The sequence below is a fragment of the Alicyclobacillus hesperidum subsp. aegles genome (genome assembly GCF_027923525.1).
GTDB lineage: Bacteria > Bacillota > Bacilli > Alicyclobacillales > Alicyclobacillaceae > Alicyclobacillus > Alicyclobacillus aegles.
The window spans coordinates 193,124-210,738 of sequence record NZ_BSBJ01000049.1; the positions used below are offsets into that span (position 1 = coordinate 193,124).

Genomic DNA, 17,615 nt, shown 5'->3' on the forward strand with positions numbered 1-17,615 from the left:
ATTGGAACTGTCTTTGCCGTTGTATGTCGAGGAGATTCAAAAGATCCTGCCGCATCGCTACCCGTTTTTATTGGTTGATCGCGTCACCGAGATCGACGGTAGCAAAGTCAAGGGCTATAAGCTCGTGACGGCGAATGAGCCGCATTTTACGGGGCACTTTCCGGAATATGCAATCATGCCTGGTGTCTTGATTGTCGAGGCGATGGCGCAGCTTGGGGGCGTCGCCATCCTGTCGCAACCTGCGTTTGCGGGCAAGCGGCCGCTTTTGTCGGGCATCGATGGCGCGCGCTTTCGCGGACAGGTGCGCCCTGGGGACAAGTTGGATATGGAAGTCGAGATTGACCGCTTAAAGGGCCGCATTGGCCGGGGCGTTGGCAAGGCGTATGTCGATGGTGCGTTGGTTGCGGAAGCGACCATCTTGTTTGCCTTGGTCGACGCCGAGTAAGGGTTTCGCTTGACAGGGCAGCCTGCACGTCATGATGACGGTGCAGGCTGTTTTTGCTGTATGGCCCGATTGCCGTATGAAGTATCCTTGTGGCGTCAGAGAATCTCGCTCGCCGTGAGACCGGCCCTCGCCGCCGCGCGCCGCAGCTTCTCGATGGCGCGCCGCCGCCATGTCTTTGCGGTATCGTAGCTCACGCCCTGCGCTTTGGCCAATTCTTCTGTCGTCTGGCCGCAAAGTGCCGCGTCGAGCCACATGCGCTCGCGGGCCGAAAGTCCCGCGGATGCCGCCAAGCGTTCGATCACGTCTTGCAACAGGCACCTGTCTACGGCATCCCCGAACGGCTCGCTGTTGTGTGAGACATGAGCAACGTGGGCGAGGGTTTCGCCAATGTCCGTGGGATGGGTATCGTCATCGCTCGTCGCCAGTGGCGCAAACGCCTGCCGCTCGGCCGCCCTCCACAATCGCCGCATGGCGGTACGGACGTCGCCGTGCACGCGCGCCTTCGCATAGGCGGGAAACGGCCCTGCTTCGGGTCGGTACGTCACAATGGCCCGCAGTAGTGCGAGACATGCCTCCTGATACGCCTCGTCATAGCCTGCGACACTTTGATAGATACGCGCTACACGGCGCAAGAGCGGCAGAAATGCGGTCAACAGTTCTTGCCGATCCCGTTGCCCCCACGGATGCTGTGCCGCGATGACCAAATGGGTAACATCCATCTCCAGCCAGTTCACATAAGCCTCGTTTCTCCAGGCCGGCCCGGTTGTGATTGCATGCAGGACGAGTGTAGCGAGGAGGTGACTTTTTCGCGCGGATGAAGAGACCGTGTAGACTACATGACGAGTCTCGCTTTGGGATATGGGGAGCGGTGCATGACGCGGCGATGGAAGGAGTTTGCGGGAAGTCTCCTATTGTAATAATTCAAATACAAAGAATAAATTGACAAAATTAGTTGAGATAGAATAAACTTTGTCGATAGAAGGAGTTACCAAGGTTGTTAGTTGTACTGAATGAATGGATGTCTTATGGGAAGGAGCCCTCAGCGTGAAGATGATGGTTGTTGACGGAACTGTGCACCCGATTGCTGGTGCGGATGTATTTGTGCGCGAAGATGCGCCAGGCATTGCGCAACTGGCGGATGACTTGCTTGCCTTTATCCCTGTCTACTGCAATGGAAACAACACATTGGTCGTGACGTCGCGCGGTCTATTCTATCTACCTTGGCGCTCTCAATGGGTGAAGAGAAGTATGTTGCAACATTTCTCCATCTCGCAGCGCGACCTGCGCCGCGCCTGTGAGGAGGATTTGCATGTGTCGCTGTATGTGCCACTTGCCATTCCAAGTGCCGATGTCGTCTATGCGCCGCTTAAGGTGAGAGAACCCATCAGCCGCAACGACGGCGCACATGGTTATTTTCGCATGGACGCGATTGTCGCCGCCGACGTCGTTTCGCCGGCTGCTACGAGACTTATGATTGCCGACGTGGCGACCATCGATGTGCTTATGCCGCGGCCGAAGGTGTTGTCGCGCCTGCGCGAAGCGAGGGCGTCTTTGATCCTTCAGGGCGCACGCAGCGTGCCGTATCCGAGTGTGTAAGCCAAGGCCTCAGGAAGGTGGATTTACCCAGACGTCGCGAACGATTTCGCCGCTTGGTGTCAGGCCCATGTAGACAGGCGGATGACATTCGATGTGCGCTTGCCCGCCTGTCCAATCGGCCAATTGTTGGGTCATGGAGTCGGCCTCTTCTGCCGGGATGATGAGCTGAAAGGACACCGTCTCCGCGAATGCAGGGTTGCGCAGGGCAACCCCGGTTTGGGCGAGCTGGTATTCGAGCTTTCCGTAGTGGCTGTAGTCGCACGTCACGTTCAACTCGACCATGGGCTGACAGGCGAGTTTAGGGGCGGCGCTTAAGGCGGCTGCGGCGGCTTCTGTATAGGCGCGGACAAGCCCGTTTGCGCCGAGCAGAATGCCACCGAAATAGCGCGTGACGACGACCAAGGCGTTGTCGATGCCTTGACGCCGCAAGACTTCCAAAACGGGGCGGCCAGCGGTGCCCGACGGCTCCCCGTCGTCGGAGAATCGCTCGTACGGTACGCCAACTCCGATGCGATAGGCATACACATGATGGCGTGCGCCGGGGTGCTGGTCGCGGATAAGCTGAATCGCCGCCTCGGCGTCCGCGACAGACCGAATGGGAAATGCGTCGGCGATGAAGCGCGATTTTTTCTCGATAATCTCGTCTGTGTGATGTTGTACAAGTGTTGTAAATGGCATATCTAGAACGCCCTCCATTACCGAATGTAGCAGGAAGGGAGGTGGGAATCAAAATAATTTGCGGAATGGTGAAACGAAAGGTGGGTGGGCAACGTCTAGATCCATGGTGGATTTGAAGCGACGTTTTCAACGAAGCGGCTTGCCTACAACCACAATTAATTTTTTTCGAAGGGCACCCACAAAACAGAATGGCCCCACGAATAACTTAGCGTGGTTGAAAGGACTGACACTGGAAGTTACCTTGATTAGGTCAAAAAGTTGATGAAAATGCGCTATCATTCCTTTCGTGCACTTTACTTGCATGGAAAGAAAGCGTATAATGCGAGACTGAGGCTGCTGTCTTAGGATACATAATCTTCTAAGCAGATTAGACTGGTCGCCAGATTGTTCAAAATGCCTCACGCGTTTTATATACGTGCAAACGTGGGGTTAGTTAGAGACATAGAATTCTGGTGCTATAACACTGAAGGGAGGGATGTCTTCCTGTAGGTCGAGAATGTCGATTCGAATAGATTCGTCAGCGCCTGTGACATGGAACGATGGCTTGAGCCAGGGTTGATAGAATTGTATGAATATCGACATGGACGTACAGGGACAGTGACGATGGCCAAGGGTAGGTGACCTTCGTCACCAATCTTCAGTACTCATCTCACTTGTTGAACATGGGAGGAGAAACGTTTTGAAACGTACACTTACGAGTTTTGCTGCAGCAGCAGTTGTGCTCGGCGCAGCTAGCCCGCTTGCGTTTGCTGCAACATCGTCTTCCGCTGGTTTGACACAAGCTGGCCAGCTCCCGATTGTGGTAAATGGCCAAGTTTTGTCGAATCCATATGAAATGACCGGCCAAGACTCCGGTAATACTACAGGCTTCTTCCCTATCTACTATTTTGACCAAGCGCTTGCTAAGATCGGGTTGACGGCGACTTGGAATGGTACGACGCATACCTGGGCTATTACGGCTCCTGGCGTGGACGCTTCCAAGATTTCTGTACAAGGCGGCGTTGGAACTGGCAACACTACGGTTACCGTAAATGGCACCACGGTGAAGATGTTCAACACACAAGCTGCAAAGGATCCGGCTGGTGGTCCAAACGCTCAAGAGACAACGTACATGCCGATTTATTACATCGACAACATTCTGGCGGCTCTTGGCATTAACGGTACGTTCAAGGGACAGACGGGGTTGAGCATCAGCACTCCACAGGTGACGTCTATCAATCTGAGCCAACTTTCGTTGACTGGTCAAACAGTTGGTACTGGCTCTCTGTCGTCGCCAGCAATTGACCAAACAGGAAACGGTGTAACGGTGTCTACGACTGTTACAGACCAAAATGGTAATCCTGTTCCGAATGCGAACGTGACGTTTAACTTTGCGGGCGCAAATGCACCGACCGTGACCAACGGTACGACAAATGTGGCGGTTTCCGCGACATCCACGGGTTGGTCTGCGACGGTTGCTACGAACGCACAGGGCGTCGCAAGTGCAACAGTAAAGGGTATTGGTAGTTATGCAGTATCCTTGACAGCTCCGTTGACAGGGACTTCTTCTGCAACGCCGGTTTACGTTGGTTTCGCGAATAGCGACGGTGTCATTACCCCTGACTGGAAATACCAAGCGAACATCTCGACTCCGACGAGTGAATCGACTGGTGTGGTTCCGGTGGTCGTTGCTCTGCCGTATGTGAATGGCAAACCGCAATCCGGTGTGGCTGTCACGTTTAAGTTGAATGGTACCTCTTCGTCGACCGCGTTCTTCTCAACCAGTACGGGAGAGAAGCTCGGCTCTGCCATTGGCAACACGTACGGAAACGGTACGACGTTTAGCACATATACAGATGCAAACGGCGAGGCTACTGTTTATGTGAATGACTATCAACCGGATAGCTTTACCGTTACGGCGACAGCTGGTTCGACCAACCTGGTCACGAACAGCATCACCTATGTGAATCCAAACGCACCGACATCCAGTGCTTCTGCTACAACGCTTGGTTTGACAACGTCGCCGAATCCGTCCACCACGTTCGTATATCCGAATTCCCTGACGAACTTGTCGACAGGTGAGACGTTGTATGTATTGCCTGAGCAGTCGAGTGGCCTGGTGACAGATGCAAGTGACATTTACAATCTGTCGCTTACGAGCGGTTACTTTACGAGTATCAATGGTAAGTCGCTCTCCAGCATCGGGGCTGGTACACCTTCGACTGGTCAATTGGTTGTGACGTATAATGCTTCGCTAAACAATTATAGTCTCACCTTTGACGGCTACACTGTTGGTACGTCTGCGAATCCGTACTTCTCCGTCGGAATCAGCAGCAGCAGCAGTTCGACGCTGACCATCACGGATGAGAATGGAGCTAAGGCAACTGCTACGTATACAGTGGTTGCACCGGCCAATTCCGTGACGAACGTTCAAAGTTATCGTACTGATTTGCTCGATGCTAGCAATCACTCCTCAAATGTTACCTTTACGGTATTGGATAGCAACGGCAATCCTGTCGCCAATGGACCTGTAAACGTTGCATTTGATGGTAACGAAGCAAACGTTTGGGTTACAGCGGTAAATGGTACGCCGCTTACCGAGGACGTAAGTGGTTCGTACGCTCCGCAGCAAACGCCGGTTGCTCTTGACAACAGCTACGACGCTTCCTTGGGTTACAACGGGGTATACGTGCCGAATGTGATTTCTTGGAGCAAATCGGCTGATTGGTTCACTGTCTACACGAATGCGAATGGGCAGGTAACGCTCACGCTACAAGCTGGTACGGTACCGTATTGGGCTGGAACGTCTCTTGCGTGGTCCTCGAGCACCATCCCGGCTGGAGCTGCTGCCGCGACCTACAACGTGTATACGTACGGTGGCACTGGTATCAACCCGCAGTACGGCTCGAATGGTGCCGTGTACATCGGCTCCAGCAATCCATACACTACAAATGGTGTGTCGGTTGGCGAGCTCTACTGGTAATACTAGTATCTTTGCTTGTGCACAAAGCGGTCTGGGCAGTTGCCCAGGCCGCTTTCTTTAAGCTATGAAGGTGTAGTAGCAGCTTTGCACGCCATAAAGGTTGCATGTCGGCCGTACACGATTTTGAGTAGACATCAGATCTTCGTTGACCTGTTAAATATATGTTGCCTTTTAATACGGATCACAACTATTCTCTGAAGATGGCGGTTGGAATCTTGGGTAGCAACCAGATTGAGGAGAATTGAAAATGTGAGATAATAGCGAGTCTATCCTGTTATGTCGTCCACGACGACAAAATCGCGCCGTTTGGAGCGGCGCGAACATAAAATGGAGGTAAATGTCCTCTCCTTACTTGTTAAGGGTTGGTGATACGGCATCTGGGACGAGTGCAGCATAAACTTGACCATTATCATTGGTCACGTAATAAGCTTTGCCGTCATATCCGACAAGTGCAGTTTCGCCATTCGCAATGTTAGCACCCAGTAAGGATGCTTGTGTGCCCTGGACGAGTTGAGCGTCCTGCCCGGCAACAACTAGGTCCTGATGAACCTCTTGTGCTTGTGACTCTGCGTATCCATCCTCGTTTAAGGCAAGAGTCTCCGATGCGTTCCAATAGGCTTGCACCGGTTGAGGTAGTGTTGTAGGAGCCGGTGAGTAACTTGCCCCAAGATACGGAGCAGGATCTTTAGCTTCAAGTTGCTGTAAAGCGACTTGAACTTGTTGCAACTCAGCAGCGAAGGAAGATTGGGACTCTTGGATGGGAGATCCGGAGTTGATATCACTCGGTAAATTGTAGGTAATGCCAGGAATATTGGTTACAGAAACAGCCACGATAGAATCCCCCATATCGCAAATTTCGACACACATCACGTGCATTCTACTCTATTCATACCACAATTTCGGACTGAAAAAAAGCACCAACGCGAAACGTTGGCGCTTGTTGTTCTATAGAACCAGCTACTTGCCAATATACTGTTGTGCAGTGCGCAACAATTGGTAGGAAGGTTGAATGTCCGGGTGTGCCTTCACGAAATTTGGTAGATTCGGATTGTCAGTCGCAAGCATCTGCACGATGATGGCGGTCTCCTGTGTATGCTGGACGTTGCTGTTGATCTGCGTGGCGGCAAGCTGGGCTGCGGCGGCGGGATCGCCAAGTAGATAGTCGGCGGCGGCGACAGATACGATGCTGAACCCATTCAATTGGTAAGGCACAGACGGTGGAAGGTACGACGGAAGTGCATTAACATGCCGCTGATACATTAATGCCTGGTTATACAAATGGACTACGTCAATCAGTGCTGCCTTCGCCGAGAATGGGTCTTCGGCTGCTGTTTGAAGGCCATAGACAACTCCCGCCGACAGGGCGAGGGACATGTTGTTGGGCCAGTAGGGCGCGTTTTTTTCAGCAAGTTTCGCTTGCTTGTACGCCGTTTTAAAATTAGAGAGATTATAGGCCAACTGTGCGTAGTTGGCGGCAAAGGACGACGAATAAGGGCTACGTGCTTCGGCCTCTTCCATCCATTGTTCAGCAGTTTGCTGATTTTGCGCGGTGTCTCCTGTTTGCAGCAATGCTGAGGCTGCATTCGCCAGATAATTGCCATTGTAAGGAGCCCAGGCAAAGGCGGATCGATATGTGCCAAGTGCCGCGACTGGGGACTCTTCGCTAGCTAGGTTGGCCAATCGCGTGGATATTACGCCGCCGATGCTGACGAGACATGCAGCAATGGACACGGCACCAATTCCTAGAGAGAAACCGAGTTGCCATCCACGACGTGTAGATAACAGACGGACAGGCGGCGTTAATGCGCTGGCCGCACCAGCACCTGCGAAGAACAAAACTAAGAGAAATAGAAAAGCCATGTCCCAATCCATGAGGCTATGGCAAAAAGCCATCCAACCACCAGCAATAAACGCGTACACGAGAGGAGGCCGGGATGGGGCGTTGTGGCGTGGGGGCCAAATCATGTTGCGAAACATAGGCCATACGAGTGCAATCATGCACAGCGCGCCAAGGATACCAACATTGATGAGGGTATCCACGCCAAAGGAGTGGGATTGGTTGCTGTAGTATGGATATGACTGCACACGCATGTACATGGCTTCCCATGCGCCATAACCGCTTCCTGTCACAGGGTTACGTGCAAGGATGTGTAAGCCATCCCGCCAGAAAATGAATCGTTGCGAAACGCTGAGCTGATGTACTTTATAGGCAGATAGCTTCTGTGCGATTGCATGATGCTTGGCCAAAGCGCCAAGGACGGCCACGAGTACGCCCACGGCAATCAGGGCGATGAGGCCCGTTTTCACGGACATCCGGCCAATTTGACGCCTGCAAAGATGCCGCAGATAGGCAATCAGGCCCGGGACAATGATAGAAACGAGGATTCCGACCCATCCACTCGTAGCGCTGTGATGCGTTATAGCATGGTGGACCAATTCGTAACCAGCCAGTCCCCCCACAATTGCGATGTACGAGTCGCCAATAAATCGATTGCGTACGGCGGTTGGGCTTTCCTTGAATTCGCGCATACCAATGGCTGTAAAAATCATAACGACGGCCCAGATGGCCAGAACGCCTCGTGATTCACTTGCAAAAACGCCGGCAATGTTCAGCCCTGCCACCATGAGTGCTGCTGCACGTTTCCACCAGGTGCAGGTCGTGCGAGCGCTCCATACCAAAAGAGCAACTGCGATGCTGGCAACAAAAGCACCGTACGAGTTGTGATATTGGAATAGCGATGCAATCTGAATTTGTCCTTGCGGATTGGTTTCAGTGGCAAATGGCGTGTGGAACTGCCCCCAGCCATTCGGAATTCCGATCACGTTGACAACAAACGAAGCTCCAGCAAAACCAATGCCAATCCAAGGACCAATCAAATGTCGCAGACTTCGGAGTCGCAACACAAAATAGGGTAGGAGTAGGATTGTGTAATTGAGCGCACCCGTCACCGCCAGATTGGAATCCGCAGCGTAGAAGATAGCGACAATATACAGTAAGACAAGGAGGAGAACGGCGAGATCGCCATAATGGAGATGTTCATCTTTGAGCACCCAGGCCCGGAATCGTTTGTGAAAAGCGAAGAAGCCACATAGAGTGGCAAGGATGGCTCCAAGGATGACATCGAGTGTGTACTGTCCTGGTGGAAAGAAGACCGCACTTGAGAGAAACGGGAGCGCACAGATGCCAACGGCAATGATGAAGCCTATGACTGTTGTGAGCACGCGCCAACGAAGTTGAATAGCCACTTGAATCCTCCAATGCAACAGATTATGACAGACAAGTCTATTCTACCACGGCAAATCGCCAGGATTCGATGGGAAGTGACACCGCAACCAGAGAGTGGTTGCGAACAATACTCGCACTTCTCCAATAGACAAGCGGCTGCCCACCGAGAAGGCGGGCAGCCGCAAGAAGGAAGCCCAAGTTGCTAGTCACCACAATCATAATTTGGAATTGGAAGTTGGGTCGTCTTGAACATCGATGACGCCAGCAACCGCATAGTTGGAAGGGCCGTAACCCTCTCCTTGGGCGGAGACGACGATGACGTATTGCCCCGTGCCATCCCTTTTATACAGCGTTCCGCCACGTTTTGATTAGTTCCTGGCATATACAATCGAGTCATGAATTCCGATATATCCAAACTACCGATTGCTTTAACGTTAGGACAAATTCAACACATCCTGTTGGACCTCTGTTTAATACTGCGCTGTGCGTTCCCGGAGCAAAGGTATCAGGAATGTCGCCAATTGCAGGAATATGTCGAAACTTACTTTTCCAATTGACCGGGATGCGTTATACTCCCATTGATAGCAAACTGCACTTGGGTTGGGTGATGGCATGTTTCGTACATATCAGCAAATGTTTCGTCGTTTGTTGATGTTTTTAGATGCCATCATTATTGTTGCAAGTTTTTTGCTGGCTTGGTGGCTGAAGTTTGATTCCGGGTTGCTGCAGCATGGTGGTAATGAGCCGCTACTTTATTACCGTGGACCGCTGCTTTTTGGTATTGCGATTTTTATGGTAGCGAACGGTGTGGCAGGGTTATATCAACCCATGCGTGCAAAGTCGCTGTTCTTCGAGTTGTACAACATTGCGAAAAGCCTCGTCATCGGCGTTGTCGTGCTTATGGCGACATTGTATTTTGCAAAGATGCAGGAGTTTTCGCGTGACGTGCTCGTTCTGTTTGCTGTTTCGTACTTTGGGCTCATGTTACTTGAGCGATTGGCCTTGCGAATGATGTTACGCGCAATGCGGATGCGCGGGCTCAATCAACGGTATGTCTTGCTGGTTGGTTGGAGTATGGCCGCGGCAAGGTTTGTTGAGGCTCTAGAGGGGCAATCTTGGTTTGGTTATAGGGTAATCGGTTACCTTGAACACGAAGACGATGATGCGGCTTATATGGGGCAAACCTCACGAGAGCGGTACGGTGTACCGAAGATTGGCAATGTACAAGATGTGGCTCGTGTGTTAAAACAGCAATTGGTAGATCAAGTGGTCATTGCGATGCCAAGGGATCGCGTTGCTGAGCTTGGGGAGGTGCTTATCGCATGCGAAGCGGTAGGAGTGCAGTCTTTAATTCTCCCTGACTACTTTGATCTGCTTCCTGCTCGACCTAGGTTCGAATCGTTCGGCGATATGCCTCTGATAGACACTCGCTACGTTCCTCTTGACGACGCCATGAACGCTGCTATCAAGCGTTGCTTTGATATCACATTTAGTGCAATGGTTATGATTTTACTTTCTCCGTTATTTGCAGGTCTTTGCATAGCGGTAAAGTTGACTTCACCAGGGCCGGTGCTATTTGTGCAGGAACGGGTTGGCAAAAACCGCCGTGTCTTTAAGATGTACAAGTTTCGTACGATGCGCTGGGACAATCACTTGTCTGAAGTCGAGCGAGACGATAAAGAATCGTTGAACACACGCGATCTCGGCTGGACAGTCAAGGACGATCCGCGCCGCACTCGTCTAGGAGCATTTCTGCGGAAGACAAGCCTCGATGAACTACCGCAGTTTTGGAACGTATTTATCGGCGATATGAGCGTCATTGGGCCGAGGCCCGAACGACCCGTATTTGTTGAGCAGTTCCGAGACGAAATACCGAGGTACATGATTAAACACCGTGTGCGTCCTGGTATTACGGGGTGGGCACAGGTTCACGGGTGGCGGGGCGACACGTCGATTGCCGAGCGAATTCGATATGACATTGAGTACATCGAAAATTGGTCTTTCTGGATGGACATTCAGATTGTCTGGAGGACCATAAAGGATGGATTTGTGCATGAGAATGCGTATTGACAGTGGTCACATCGGATTACGCATTCAAGTGCAGATTGTGACGTATAACAGTGCGAATGTGATTCGTGCGTGCTTGGATGCAGTTACGAGCCAAACGGCGCGCATTGAGCGAGTGGTCGTGATCGATAATGGGTCGGAGGACGACACCCTTGGAATTGTCGAGGCTGGGCGTGTTGATGTGGTGCCCATCGGCCGGAACATTGGGTACGCCTCGGGGCATAACGTAGGGTTTCGTATGGCGATAGACCGTGGCATGGATGTTGTGATCACACTGAACCCAGACGTGGTGCTTGACTCCGAGTATGTTGCGAAGGCGATTGAGTCACTGTGCGCGGATGCGTCGATTGGTGGTGTCACTGGTAAACTGTGTCGGCCAGACGGGCGGCTCGACAGTGCAGGACTCGAGATGTGGTCTTTTTATCATGTGCGCGATCGGGGATCTGAGCAAAAGGATGATAACCGATGGTCAGGAATGTGTGAGGTTTGGGGTGTCTGCGGGGCTGCAGCAGTGTACCGAGTCGCGATGTTGAAGGATGTGATGCTTCGGAGTGGAGACATACTCGACAGTGTATTCTTTTTATATAAGGAGGACGTGGATTTATGCTGGCGCGCCCGCCAATTTGCGTGGCGCTTCTTATATAACCCGGATGCTGTCGCTATACATGGGCGGGGGTGGAAGCGCGGGACTCGACCGAGCGTCATAGCTACGGGTCATTCCTTCGCAAACCAAATTGCGCTACTTGTGCGGCACGTTCCAACTTTTTCGTTTGGCGTTGTCATGGCGATTTGTGTAGAATTGGGTCGATATATGATGCTCGCTTTGAAAAGACCAAATGTGTGGTGGTTTGCGACCAGATTGATCGTTGCTCATTGGCGATATCATTGGCGAGTTCGGTCCGAGCTAGTAGCGAGGAAGGGTGCAGGGAGGGAAAGTCATGATTTCTGTTATCCTTCTCACATATAACTCGCTGAGGGTGGTGCCAAATTGCCTTGCGTCTTTGGAACGCTGCTCTTCTTCCGGGGATTTGGAAGTTATCGTTGCTGACAACGGTTCAACTGATGGGACGTTAGAGTGGCTGAAAGACTACCAAGTGTCAGCGGCCGCAGATGTATTTGCGGCATTTCGTCTGTTACCGCTAGCCGAAAATAGAGGGTTTGCGTACGGTAACAATCGGGCGATGGAGGAGTCAAATGGGGATTTCATCCTGTTGCTTAATCCCGATACGGTTGTCGGGGAACGCGCTATTGAGGTTTGCCTAGCACGGTTGAAGGAGAACCCTGGGATAGGCGCGATTGGTTGCAGGCTTGAATTACCAAGCGGGGTTATTGATAAGGCGTGCAGACGGTCGTTACCGACCCTGTGGAATAGCTTTTCTAGGCTTACGAGACTCTCATTTCTTTTTCCGGAATCGCGCTTATTCTCGAGTTATAACCTTACTTATCTGGATGAATTTGGAAGTTATGAGGTGGAATGTATTTGCGGTGCATTCATGATGGTACCGAAACAGGTTTATCGAATTGTGGGCGGATTAGATGAAGATTACTTCATGTATGGGGAAGATGTAGATTGGTGTCGCAGGATAATCGAATGCAACTTTAAGGTTTGGTATGAGGGTAACGCCACAACGGTGCACCTTAAAGGCGGGAATGGGGGAAAGAGTACCATTAGGTCACGACTTTCATTCTATGGATCAATGTGGAGATACGTAGTTAAGGCAGGTATAAAACTTATCTAGATGCTTGTGGAATGGCTTACGTGAGGGGACAAGATCCCGTGTCATTGGAGGTGGGGGTGAGCGCTGTAACAGTTGATGCGAACTTGTGTTAATTGTCAGTGAGGCGGGACGTATCGTCTGATTCGGAATGCTTCGGTTTTGGACACGTAAACCCCATCTGTTTACATGATAAACGTTATCCAGTGGAGTTTGATGTTCCGCCAGCTGAAAATATATAGCACGTTCTATGACACGGAGATGATAATTTGATTACGAAGATGTATGAGGTTTATAGATATCGTGGACTTTTGGTGAATTTAGCCCTAAAAGAGCTGCGTCTACAGTATAAGCACTCTTTCTTAGGTTTTATTTGGTCGATGTTGAATCCTATGTTAATGCTTGTGGTATATGTGGTGGCATTCAAGTTTATTTTACGAAGTGATATTAAAGACTTCACTCTTTTTCTTCTGATAGGTGAACTTCCATGGAACTTCTTTCAGTCTGGTGTGCTGTCGAGTACCAACTCATTAGTAAATAACGGGTCACTAATATCGAAGGTATACTTTCCCAGAGAGGTAATACCTATATCTTTAATTATATCAAATTTTTTAAACTTTATCTTCACGTTAATTATATTATTATTTGCTATTCTGGCTTATCATAGATCTCTGACCATCAATGTACTATATTTTCCTTTGATTTTGTTGGCGCAGCTAATTTTCATGACGTCGCTTTCGTTGCTCTTGTCGATTCTGACTGTTAGGTTTCGCGATGTATATCACCTTATGCAGGTGGCATTAATGGCGTGGTTTTACGTAAGCCCTGTTGTGTATCCTCTATCGCATGTTCCATTGAAGCTAAGAATTATTCTCTACTTTAACCCTATGGCTGACTACATCGAGGCGTATCGTCGTGTTTTGTTCTACGGTCAACCTCCTGAATGGAACTTGCTCGGCCTGTGTATTGCCGGATCAGTAATTTTATTAATTGCCTCGATGGGATTGTTTCAAAAGTGGTCACGAGATCTTGTTGAGTACCTGTAAGGGGTGGGAGTTTGGTTGTAGAATTTGATAGAGTTACCAAGTATTTCTTGATTGGCCACAGAACGAATGGGATTAAAGATGCAATTGTGTCAGTCTTGGGTAAAGGAAGGAAGTACGGAGAGCATACCCGACATGGGGTCGTGCGCGATTTAACGTTTGCGGTCGCTGAGGGTGAGACTTTCGGGATTATTGGTCCGAATGGTGCTGGTAAGAGCACCATACTCAAAATGGCTGCAGGCATCCTCTATCCGAACAAAGGGACTGTTTCCGTCAAGGGGAGGGTATCGTCGCTTTTGGAGGTTGGGGCAGGATTCCAACCTGATCTGACAGGAAGGGAGAATATATTCCTTTATGGGACTATTCTAGGCCTTACCAAGAGTGAATTGAAAAGGGAACTCGAATCTATCGTTGATTTTTCGGGCATAGATGGAAAGTTTATTGACGTGCCAGTCAAATATTATTCATCGGGTATGTATATGCGTCTGGCTTTTTCTGTAGCTGTACACTCTCAGCCGGAAGTGCTAATTGCGGACGAGGTTCTGTCGGTGGGAGATTCTAATTTTCAAGAAAAGTGTCTTAGAAAAATCTCTGAACTACGAGCAGGAGGAGTTACTGTCTTGTATGTGTCGCATGATCTTTCTTCCATACAACGGTTGTGTGAGAACGTGCTCCTACTGAAAGGAGATGGCACGGCGAGTGTAGGGACAGCGAAAGAACAAATACAGGCGTACTTGCATCTGAATTCAATTTAAGATTTAGTGAGGTGTATTTGCATGGGAGCAATTCGGTACATTAGGGAAATTATATATAGAGTCTCGAAGATGAGTGAATGGAGAAAACTCGCCGGCTCCGTCCGCAAAAGAGGCATAATGGGTACTGCTTCAGTAGTAAAGCTTCGTCTCAGCACTCAGGAGACGTGGGGCTATCAGCGGTTCGTAAGGTATATGGAGAATTCAGTTGTAACGGCCGCTGATGCGACTATCATTGGGGAGGACGATGATTACAAGTGTTTAATTTCTATCGTGATGCCCGTATACCGTGTTAAGCCAGAATATTTACGACTAGCTGTAGACTCTGTTCTCCGTCAGTCCTATCCTAATATTGAACTTTGCATATGCAATGACTTCCCTGCAGACGAGGAAATTGCGTCTCTGCTTGCCTCATATCAACTTCGTGATAAAAGGGTCAAAGTTGTCTGTTCAGCTGGCAGTACTGGTATTTCCAATGCGAGTAATTTAGCGATCGGGTTGGCCACGGGTGATTATGTTGGGTTTCTAGACCACGACGACGAGTTGGATCCTCGGGCGATAGAAATGGTTGTCCGCAAGATACAGGAAGCGCCCTATGATGTGATATACACCGATGAAGATAAGATTGATTCCCGCGGTAGAAGAAGCGATCCATTCTGCAAGCCAGATTGGTCACCTGACCTTTTGTATTCGCATAACTATATCACCCATTTCTGTCTTTATAGGGCTGATTTTCTAAAACGAGTAGGCGGTTTGAGGAGCGATTTTGACGGTTCCCAAGACTACGACCTGATTCTTCGTGCGTCAGCTCTGACCGATAAAATCGGGCACGTCCGCTACATAGCCTACCACTGGCGAATGATTGAGGGGTCGGTTGCCCTTGCGTCAAACGCGAAGCCATATGCGTACGAACGGGGACGCCGTGCGCTAGAGGAGCATTTATCGCATAATAGGGTTAGTGCAAGCGTTGAGCAAGCCGGCATAGATGGTTACTACCGGGTGACGTATAATCTCTCTTCCGAACCTAAAGTTTCCATTATTATATGTACAAGGGACCGACAAGACTTACTGCATCAGTGTGTTAACAGTATACTGACGCGAACCGACTACAAGAATTATGAGTTGATAGTCGTCGACAATGGAAGTCGTGATTACATGACCTTGAACTATTTACAGTGTTTAAGCGACAAAGGGATTGCCGTCGTTCGCGACGATGGCCAGTTTAATCATTCTCGTTTAAACAACGTCGGTGCAGCACATGCGTCAGGGGATGTTTTGGTTTTCTTGAACAACGATATAGAGGTCACTACACGGGATTGGCTAAAGGAGTTGGTTTCTCATGCAACTCGGCCTGGTGTCGGGTGTGTAGGAGCGAAGCTTCTTTATCCAAACGGGCGCATTCAACATTCAGGAATCGCCGTGGGCCTCGGGGGAGCGGCGGCGCACCCACATCGAGGATTTCCTAATTCGAGTCCCGGTTACTTTGGAAGTTTGATCTCTGTTAGGAATTACCTAGCTGTGACAGGAGCGTGTCTAGCTGTTCAAAAACACATTTTCAGTGAGGCCGGTGGTTTTGACCAGATTGATTTCCCAGTCACTTATAATGATGTTGACTTTTGCATTAGGGTGTTTGAACTGGGCTACAGAAACTTGGTAACTCCACATGCCCAGCTTATTCACCACGAGTCTGCATCCCGTGATCCTCGAGTCACAAAGTGGGAGATGGACATGCTTAGGGCAAAATGGAGCAAGTACATCATTGATGATCCCTATTACAGTCCTTTCCTAACACTCGATAAAGAAGACTTTAGCTTTGACTCAAGTCGTGCAGTGGCGCATCTCACAGGTGGAACACTTCGCTCTTTCAACAATGTGGACCACGGGGTGGAGGTTAAGCTAGCGGAGTTGCTAAAAAGCGAAAATATTCATAGCGAGGAAGCCCTCGGTGCAATCTTTGAGTTGTGGTGCACTTACCACACGAGGCGCGACTTAAGGGTTGTATTCAACCTGTTGGAAAGTCATTCAACAGTAGGGCTTCTCACTTGGGCGATAGAGGATGATGCCAAACGTTCACTTGGAACGGGTAGGAGCTCTTACTCCAAAGGTTTGGAGGTGATCCATGATAAGGTTGTTAAATCGATTTTTTTTGACGAAGAGTTAAGTAGGGTGCTGGCTTAAGCATGTTTGGGCACACGGGGGGCGAAACGGGGCGAGGTTATCGATCACAATGCGGAATAGCTTCTTTGAAAAGGCGTGACGGTCGCACTGCGTGGATCACTTTAAATAGTTCGGTTACGGCTATGATAATTTTGTCGATGAGCATACCTAATTTGTAGGGTTCTGAGAGGGGCGTACTGATGGGGACTCGGATGAAAGGCGTAATTTTAGCCGGCGGGACAGGATCTCGCTTGTACCCGCTTACAAAAATCACAAATAAACATCTCCTGCCTGTTGGGAAATATCCAATGATTTATCATGCCATCAATAAGTTTATCTCCTCCGATATACGGGATATCCTAGTGGTCACCGGTAAGGAACATATGGGTGACGTGGTGAACTTGTTAGGAAGCGGTCATGCCTTTGGGGCTGAATTTACCTATCGCGTTCAGGATCAGGCGGGTGGTATCGCGCAGGCATTGGGACTTGCGGAAGAGTTTGTTGGTAAGGATCAACTCGTTGTCATTCTTGGGGATAATGTATTTGAAGATGATATTTCACCATATGTGCATCGATTTCACCAGCAACGACACGGGGCTAAGATATTGATCAAAGAAGTGCATGATCCCGAGCGTTATGGTGTACCAGAGCTTGACGGAGATCACATTGTAGGTATTGAAGAAAAACCAACGAAACCAAAGAGCTCCTATGCTGTTACTGGTATCTATATGTATGACTCGGACGTTTTCAGTATTATTCGAACGCTGAAGCCCTCGGCTCGCGGCGAGCTCGAAATCACAGATGTCAATAATGAGTACCTGCGGCGAGGGTTGCTTACGTATGACGTGCTTCAGGGCTGGTGGACGGATGCCGGTACCCACAAGTCGTTGGCGAGAGCGCATGAACTTGCCCAAAGCATTCTTTATGGCCCTCCATATGATAATGGTAGTCTATAACAAAGGTTTTTACACATA

14 protein-coding genes are annotated in these 17,615 nt (G+C 49.9%); 10 read left to right on the forward strand and 4 right to left on the reverse strand.

Annotation, left to right across the window (positions count from 1 at the left end):
* The first annotated feature begins 1 nt into the window (after position 1).
* Positions 2-445, forward strand: a complete 444-nt coding sequence (fabZ, locus tag QMF38_RS10665; RefSeq protein ID WP_281759416.1) for a 3-hydroxyacyl-ACP dehydratase FabZ — start codon at positions 2-4, stop codon at positions 443-445.
* A 95-nt stretch (positions 446-540) separates the two neighbouring features.
* Here the strand turns inward: fabZ and QMF38_RS10670 are convergent, their stop codons facing one another.
* Complete coding sequence (locus QMF38_RS10670; protein ID WP_281759417.1) at positions 541-1,179, reverse strand: sigma-70 family RNA polymerase sigma factor; 639 nt, start codon at positions 1,177-1,179, stop codon at positions 541-543.
* Positions 1,180-1,495: 316 nt separating this feature from the next.
* Here QMF38_RS10670 and QMF38_RS10675 point away from each other — a divergent pair, with 316 nt between their 5' ends.
* Complete coding sequence (locus tag QMF38_RS10675) at positions 1,496-2,041, forward strand: hypothetical protein (RefSeq protein WP_281759478.1); 546 nt, start codon at positions 1,496-1,498, stop codon at positions 2,039-2,041.
* A 9-nt stretch (positions 2,042-2,050) separates the two neighbouring features.
* Here QMF38_RS10675 and QMF38_RS10680 read toward each other — a convergent pair whose 3' ends face one another.
* Positions 2,051-2,719, reverse strand: a complete 669-nt coding sequence (locus QMF38_RS10680; protein ID WP_281759418.1) for a YigZ family protein — start codon at positions 2,717-2,719, stop codon at positions 2,051-2,053.
* Between the two features lie 679 nt (positions 2,720-3,398).
* On the opposite strand from QMF38_RS10680, the gene QMF38_RS10685 reads away from it, so the two are divergent.
* Positions 3,399-5,681 carry a beta strand repeat-containing protein gene (locus QMF38_RS10685; protein ID WP_281759419.1) on the forward strand — a complete coding sequence of 761 codons (2,283 nt, stop codon included), beginning with the start codon at positions 3,399-3,401 and terminating at the stop codon, positions 5,679-5,681.
* Between the two features lie 348 nt (positions 5,682-6,029).
* On the opposite strand, the gene QMF38_RS10690 is transcribed toward QMF38_RS10685, so the two are convergent.
* Positions 6,030-6,512 carry a hypothetical protein gene (locus QMF38_RS10690; protein ID WP_058094342.1) on the reverse strand — a complete coding sequence of 161 codons (483 nt, stop codon included), beginning with the start codon at positions 6,510-6,512 and terminating at the stop codon, positions 6,030-6,032.
* A 126-nt stretch (positions 6,513-6,638) separates the two neighbouring features.
* Positions 6,639-8,927: an O-antigen ligase family protein gene (locus QMF38_RS10695; protein ID WP_281759420.1), complete on the reverse strand. Its 2,289-nt coding sequence runs from the start codon at positions 8,925-8,927 to the stop codon at positions 6,639-6,641.
* Positions 8,928-9,519: 592 nt separating this feature from the next.
* Here QMF38_RS10695 and QMF38_RS10700 point away from each other — a divergent pair.
* The 7 genes from QMF38_RS10700 (at position 9,520) to QMF38_RS10725 (ending at position 17,597) form a co-directional block, all read left to right on the forward strand.
* A complete protein-coding gene (locus tag QMF38_RS10700) occupies positions 9,520-10,977 on the forward strand; it encodes an undecaprenyl-phosphate glucose phosphotransferase (protein WP_281759421.1) in 1,458 nt (485 codons plus the stop codon).
* Complete coding sequence (locus tag QMF38_RS10705) at positions 10,961-11,941, forward strand: glycosyltransferase family 2 protein (RefSeq protein WP_198146627.1); 981 nt, start codon at positions 10,961-10,963, stop codon at positions 11,939-11,941. The genes QMF38_RS10700 and QMF38_RS10705 overlap by 17 nt, the downstream gene beginning before the upstream one ends.
* Positions 11,913-12,713: a glycosyltransferase family 2 protein gene (locus QMF38_RS10710; protein WP_058094339.1), complete on the forward strand. Its 801-nt coding sequence runs from the start codon at positions 11,913-11,915 to the stop codon at positions 12,711-12,713. The genes QMF38_RS10705 and QMF38_RS10710 overlap by 29 nt, the downstream gene beginning before the upstream one ends.
* A 257-nt stretch (positions 12,714-12,970) precedes the next feature.
* Positions 12,971-13,735 carry an ABC transporter permease gene (locus tag QMF38_RS14870; RefSeq protein WP_390854523.1) on the forward strand — a complete coding sequence of 255 codons (765 nt, stop codon included), beginning with the start codon at positions 12,971-12,973 and terminating at the stop codon, positions 13,733-13,735.
* 11 nt (positions 13,736-13,746) lie between these two features.
* Positions 13,747-14,487 (forward strand): ABC transporter ATP-binding protein, encoded by a 741-nt coding sequence (locus QMF38_RS10715; protein WP_058094337.1) that lies wholly within the window; start codon positions 13,747-13,749, stop codon positions 14,485-14,487.
* 21 nt (positions 14,488-14,508) lie between these two features.
* Positions 14,509-16,662 carry a glycosyltransferase family 2 protein gene (locus QMF38_RS10720; protein ID WP_281759422.1) on the forward strand — a complete coding sequence of 718 codons (2,154 nt, stop codon included), beginning with the start codon at positions 14,509-14,511 and terminating at the stop codon, positions 16,660-16,662.
* 191 nt (positions 16,663-16,853) lie between these two features.
* Positions 16,854-17,597 carry a sugar phosphate nucleotidyltransferase gene (locus tag QMF38_RS10725; protein WP_058094334.1) on the forward strand — a complete coding sequence of 248 codons (744 nt, stop codon included), beginning with the start codon at positions 16,854-16,856 and terminating at the stop codon, positions 17,595-17,597.
* The last annotated feature ends 18 nt before the right edge of the window (positions 17,598-17,615 follow it).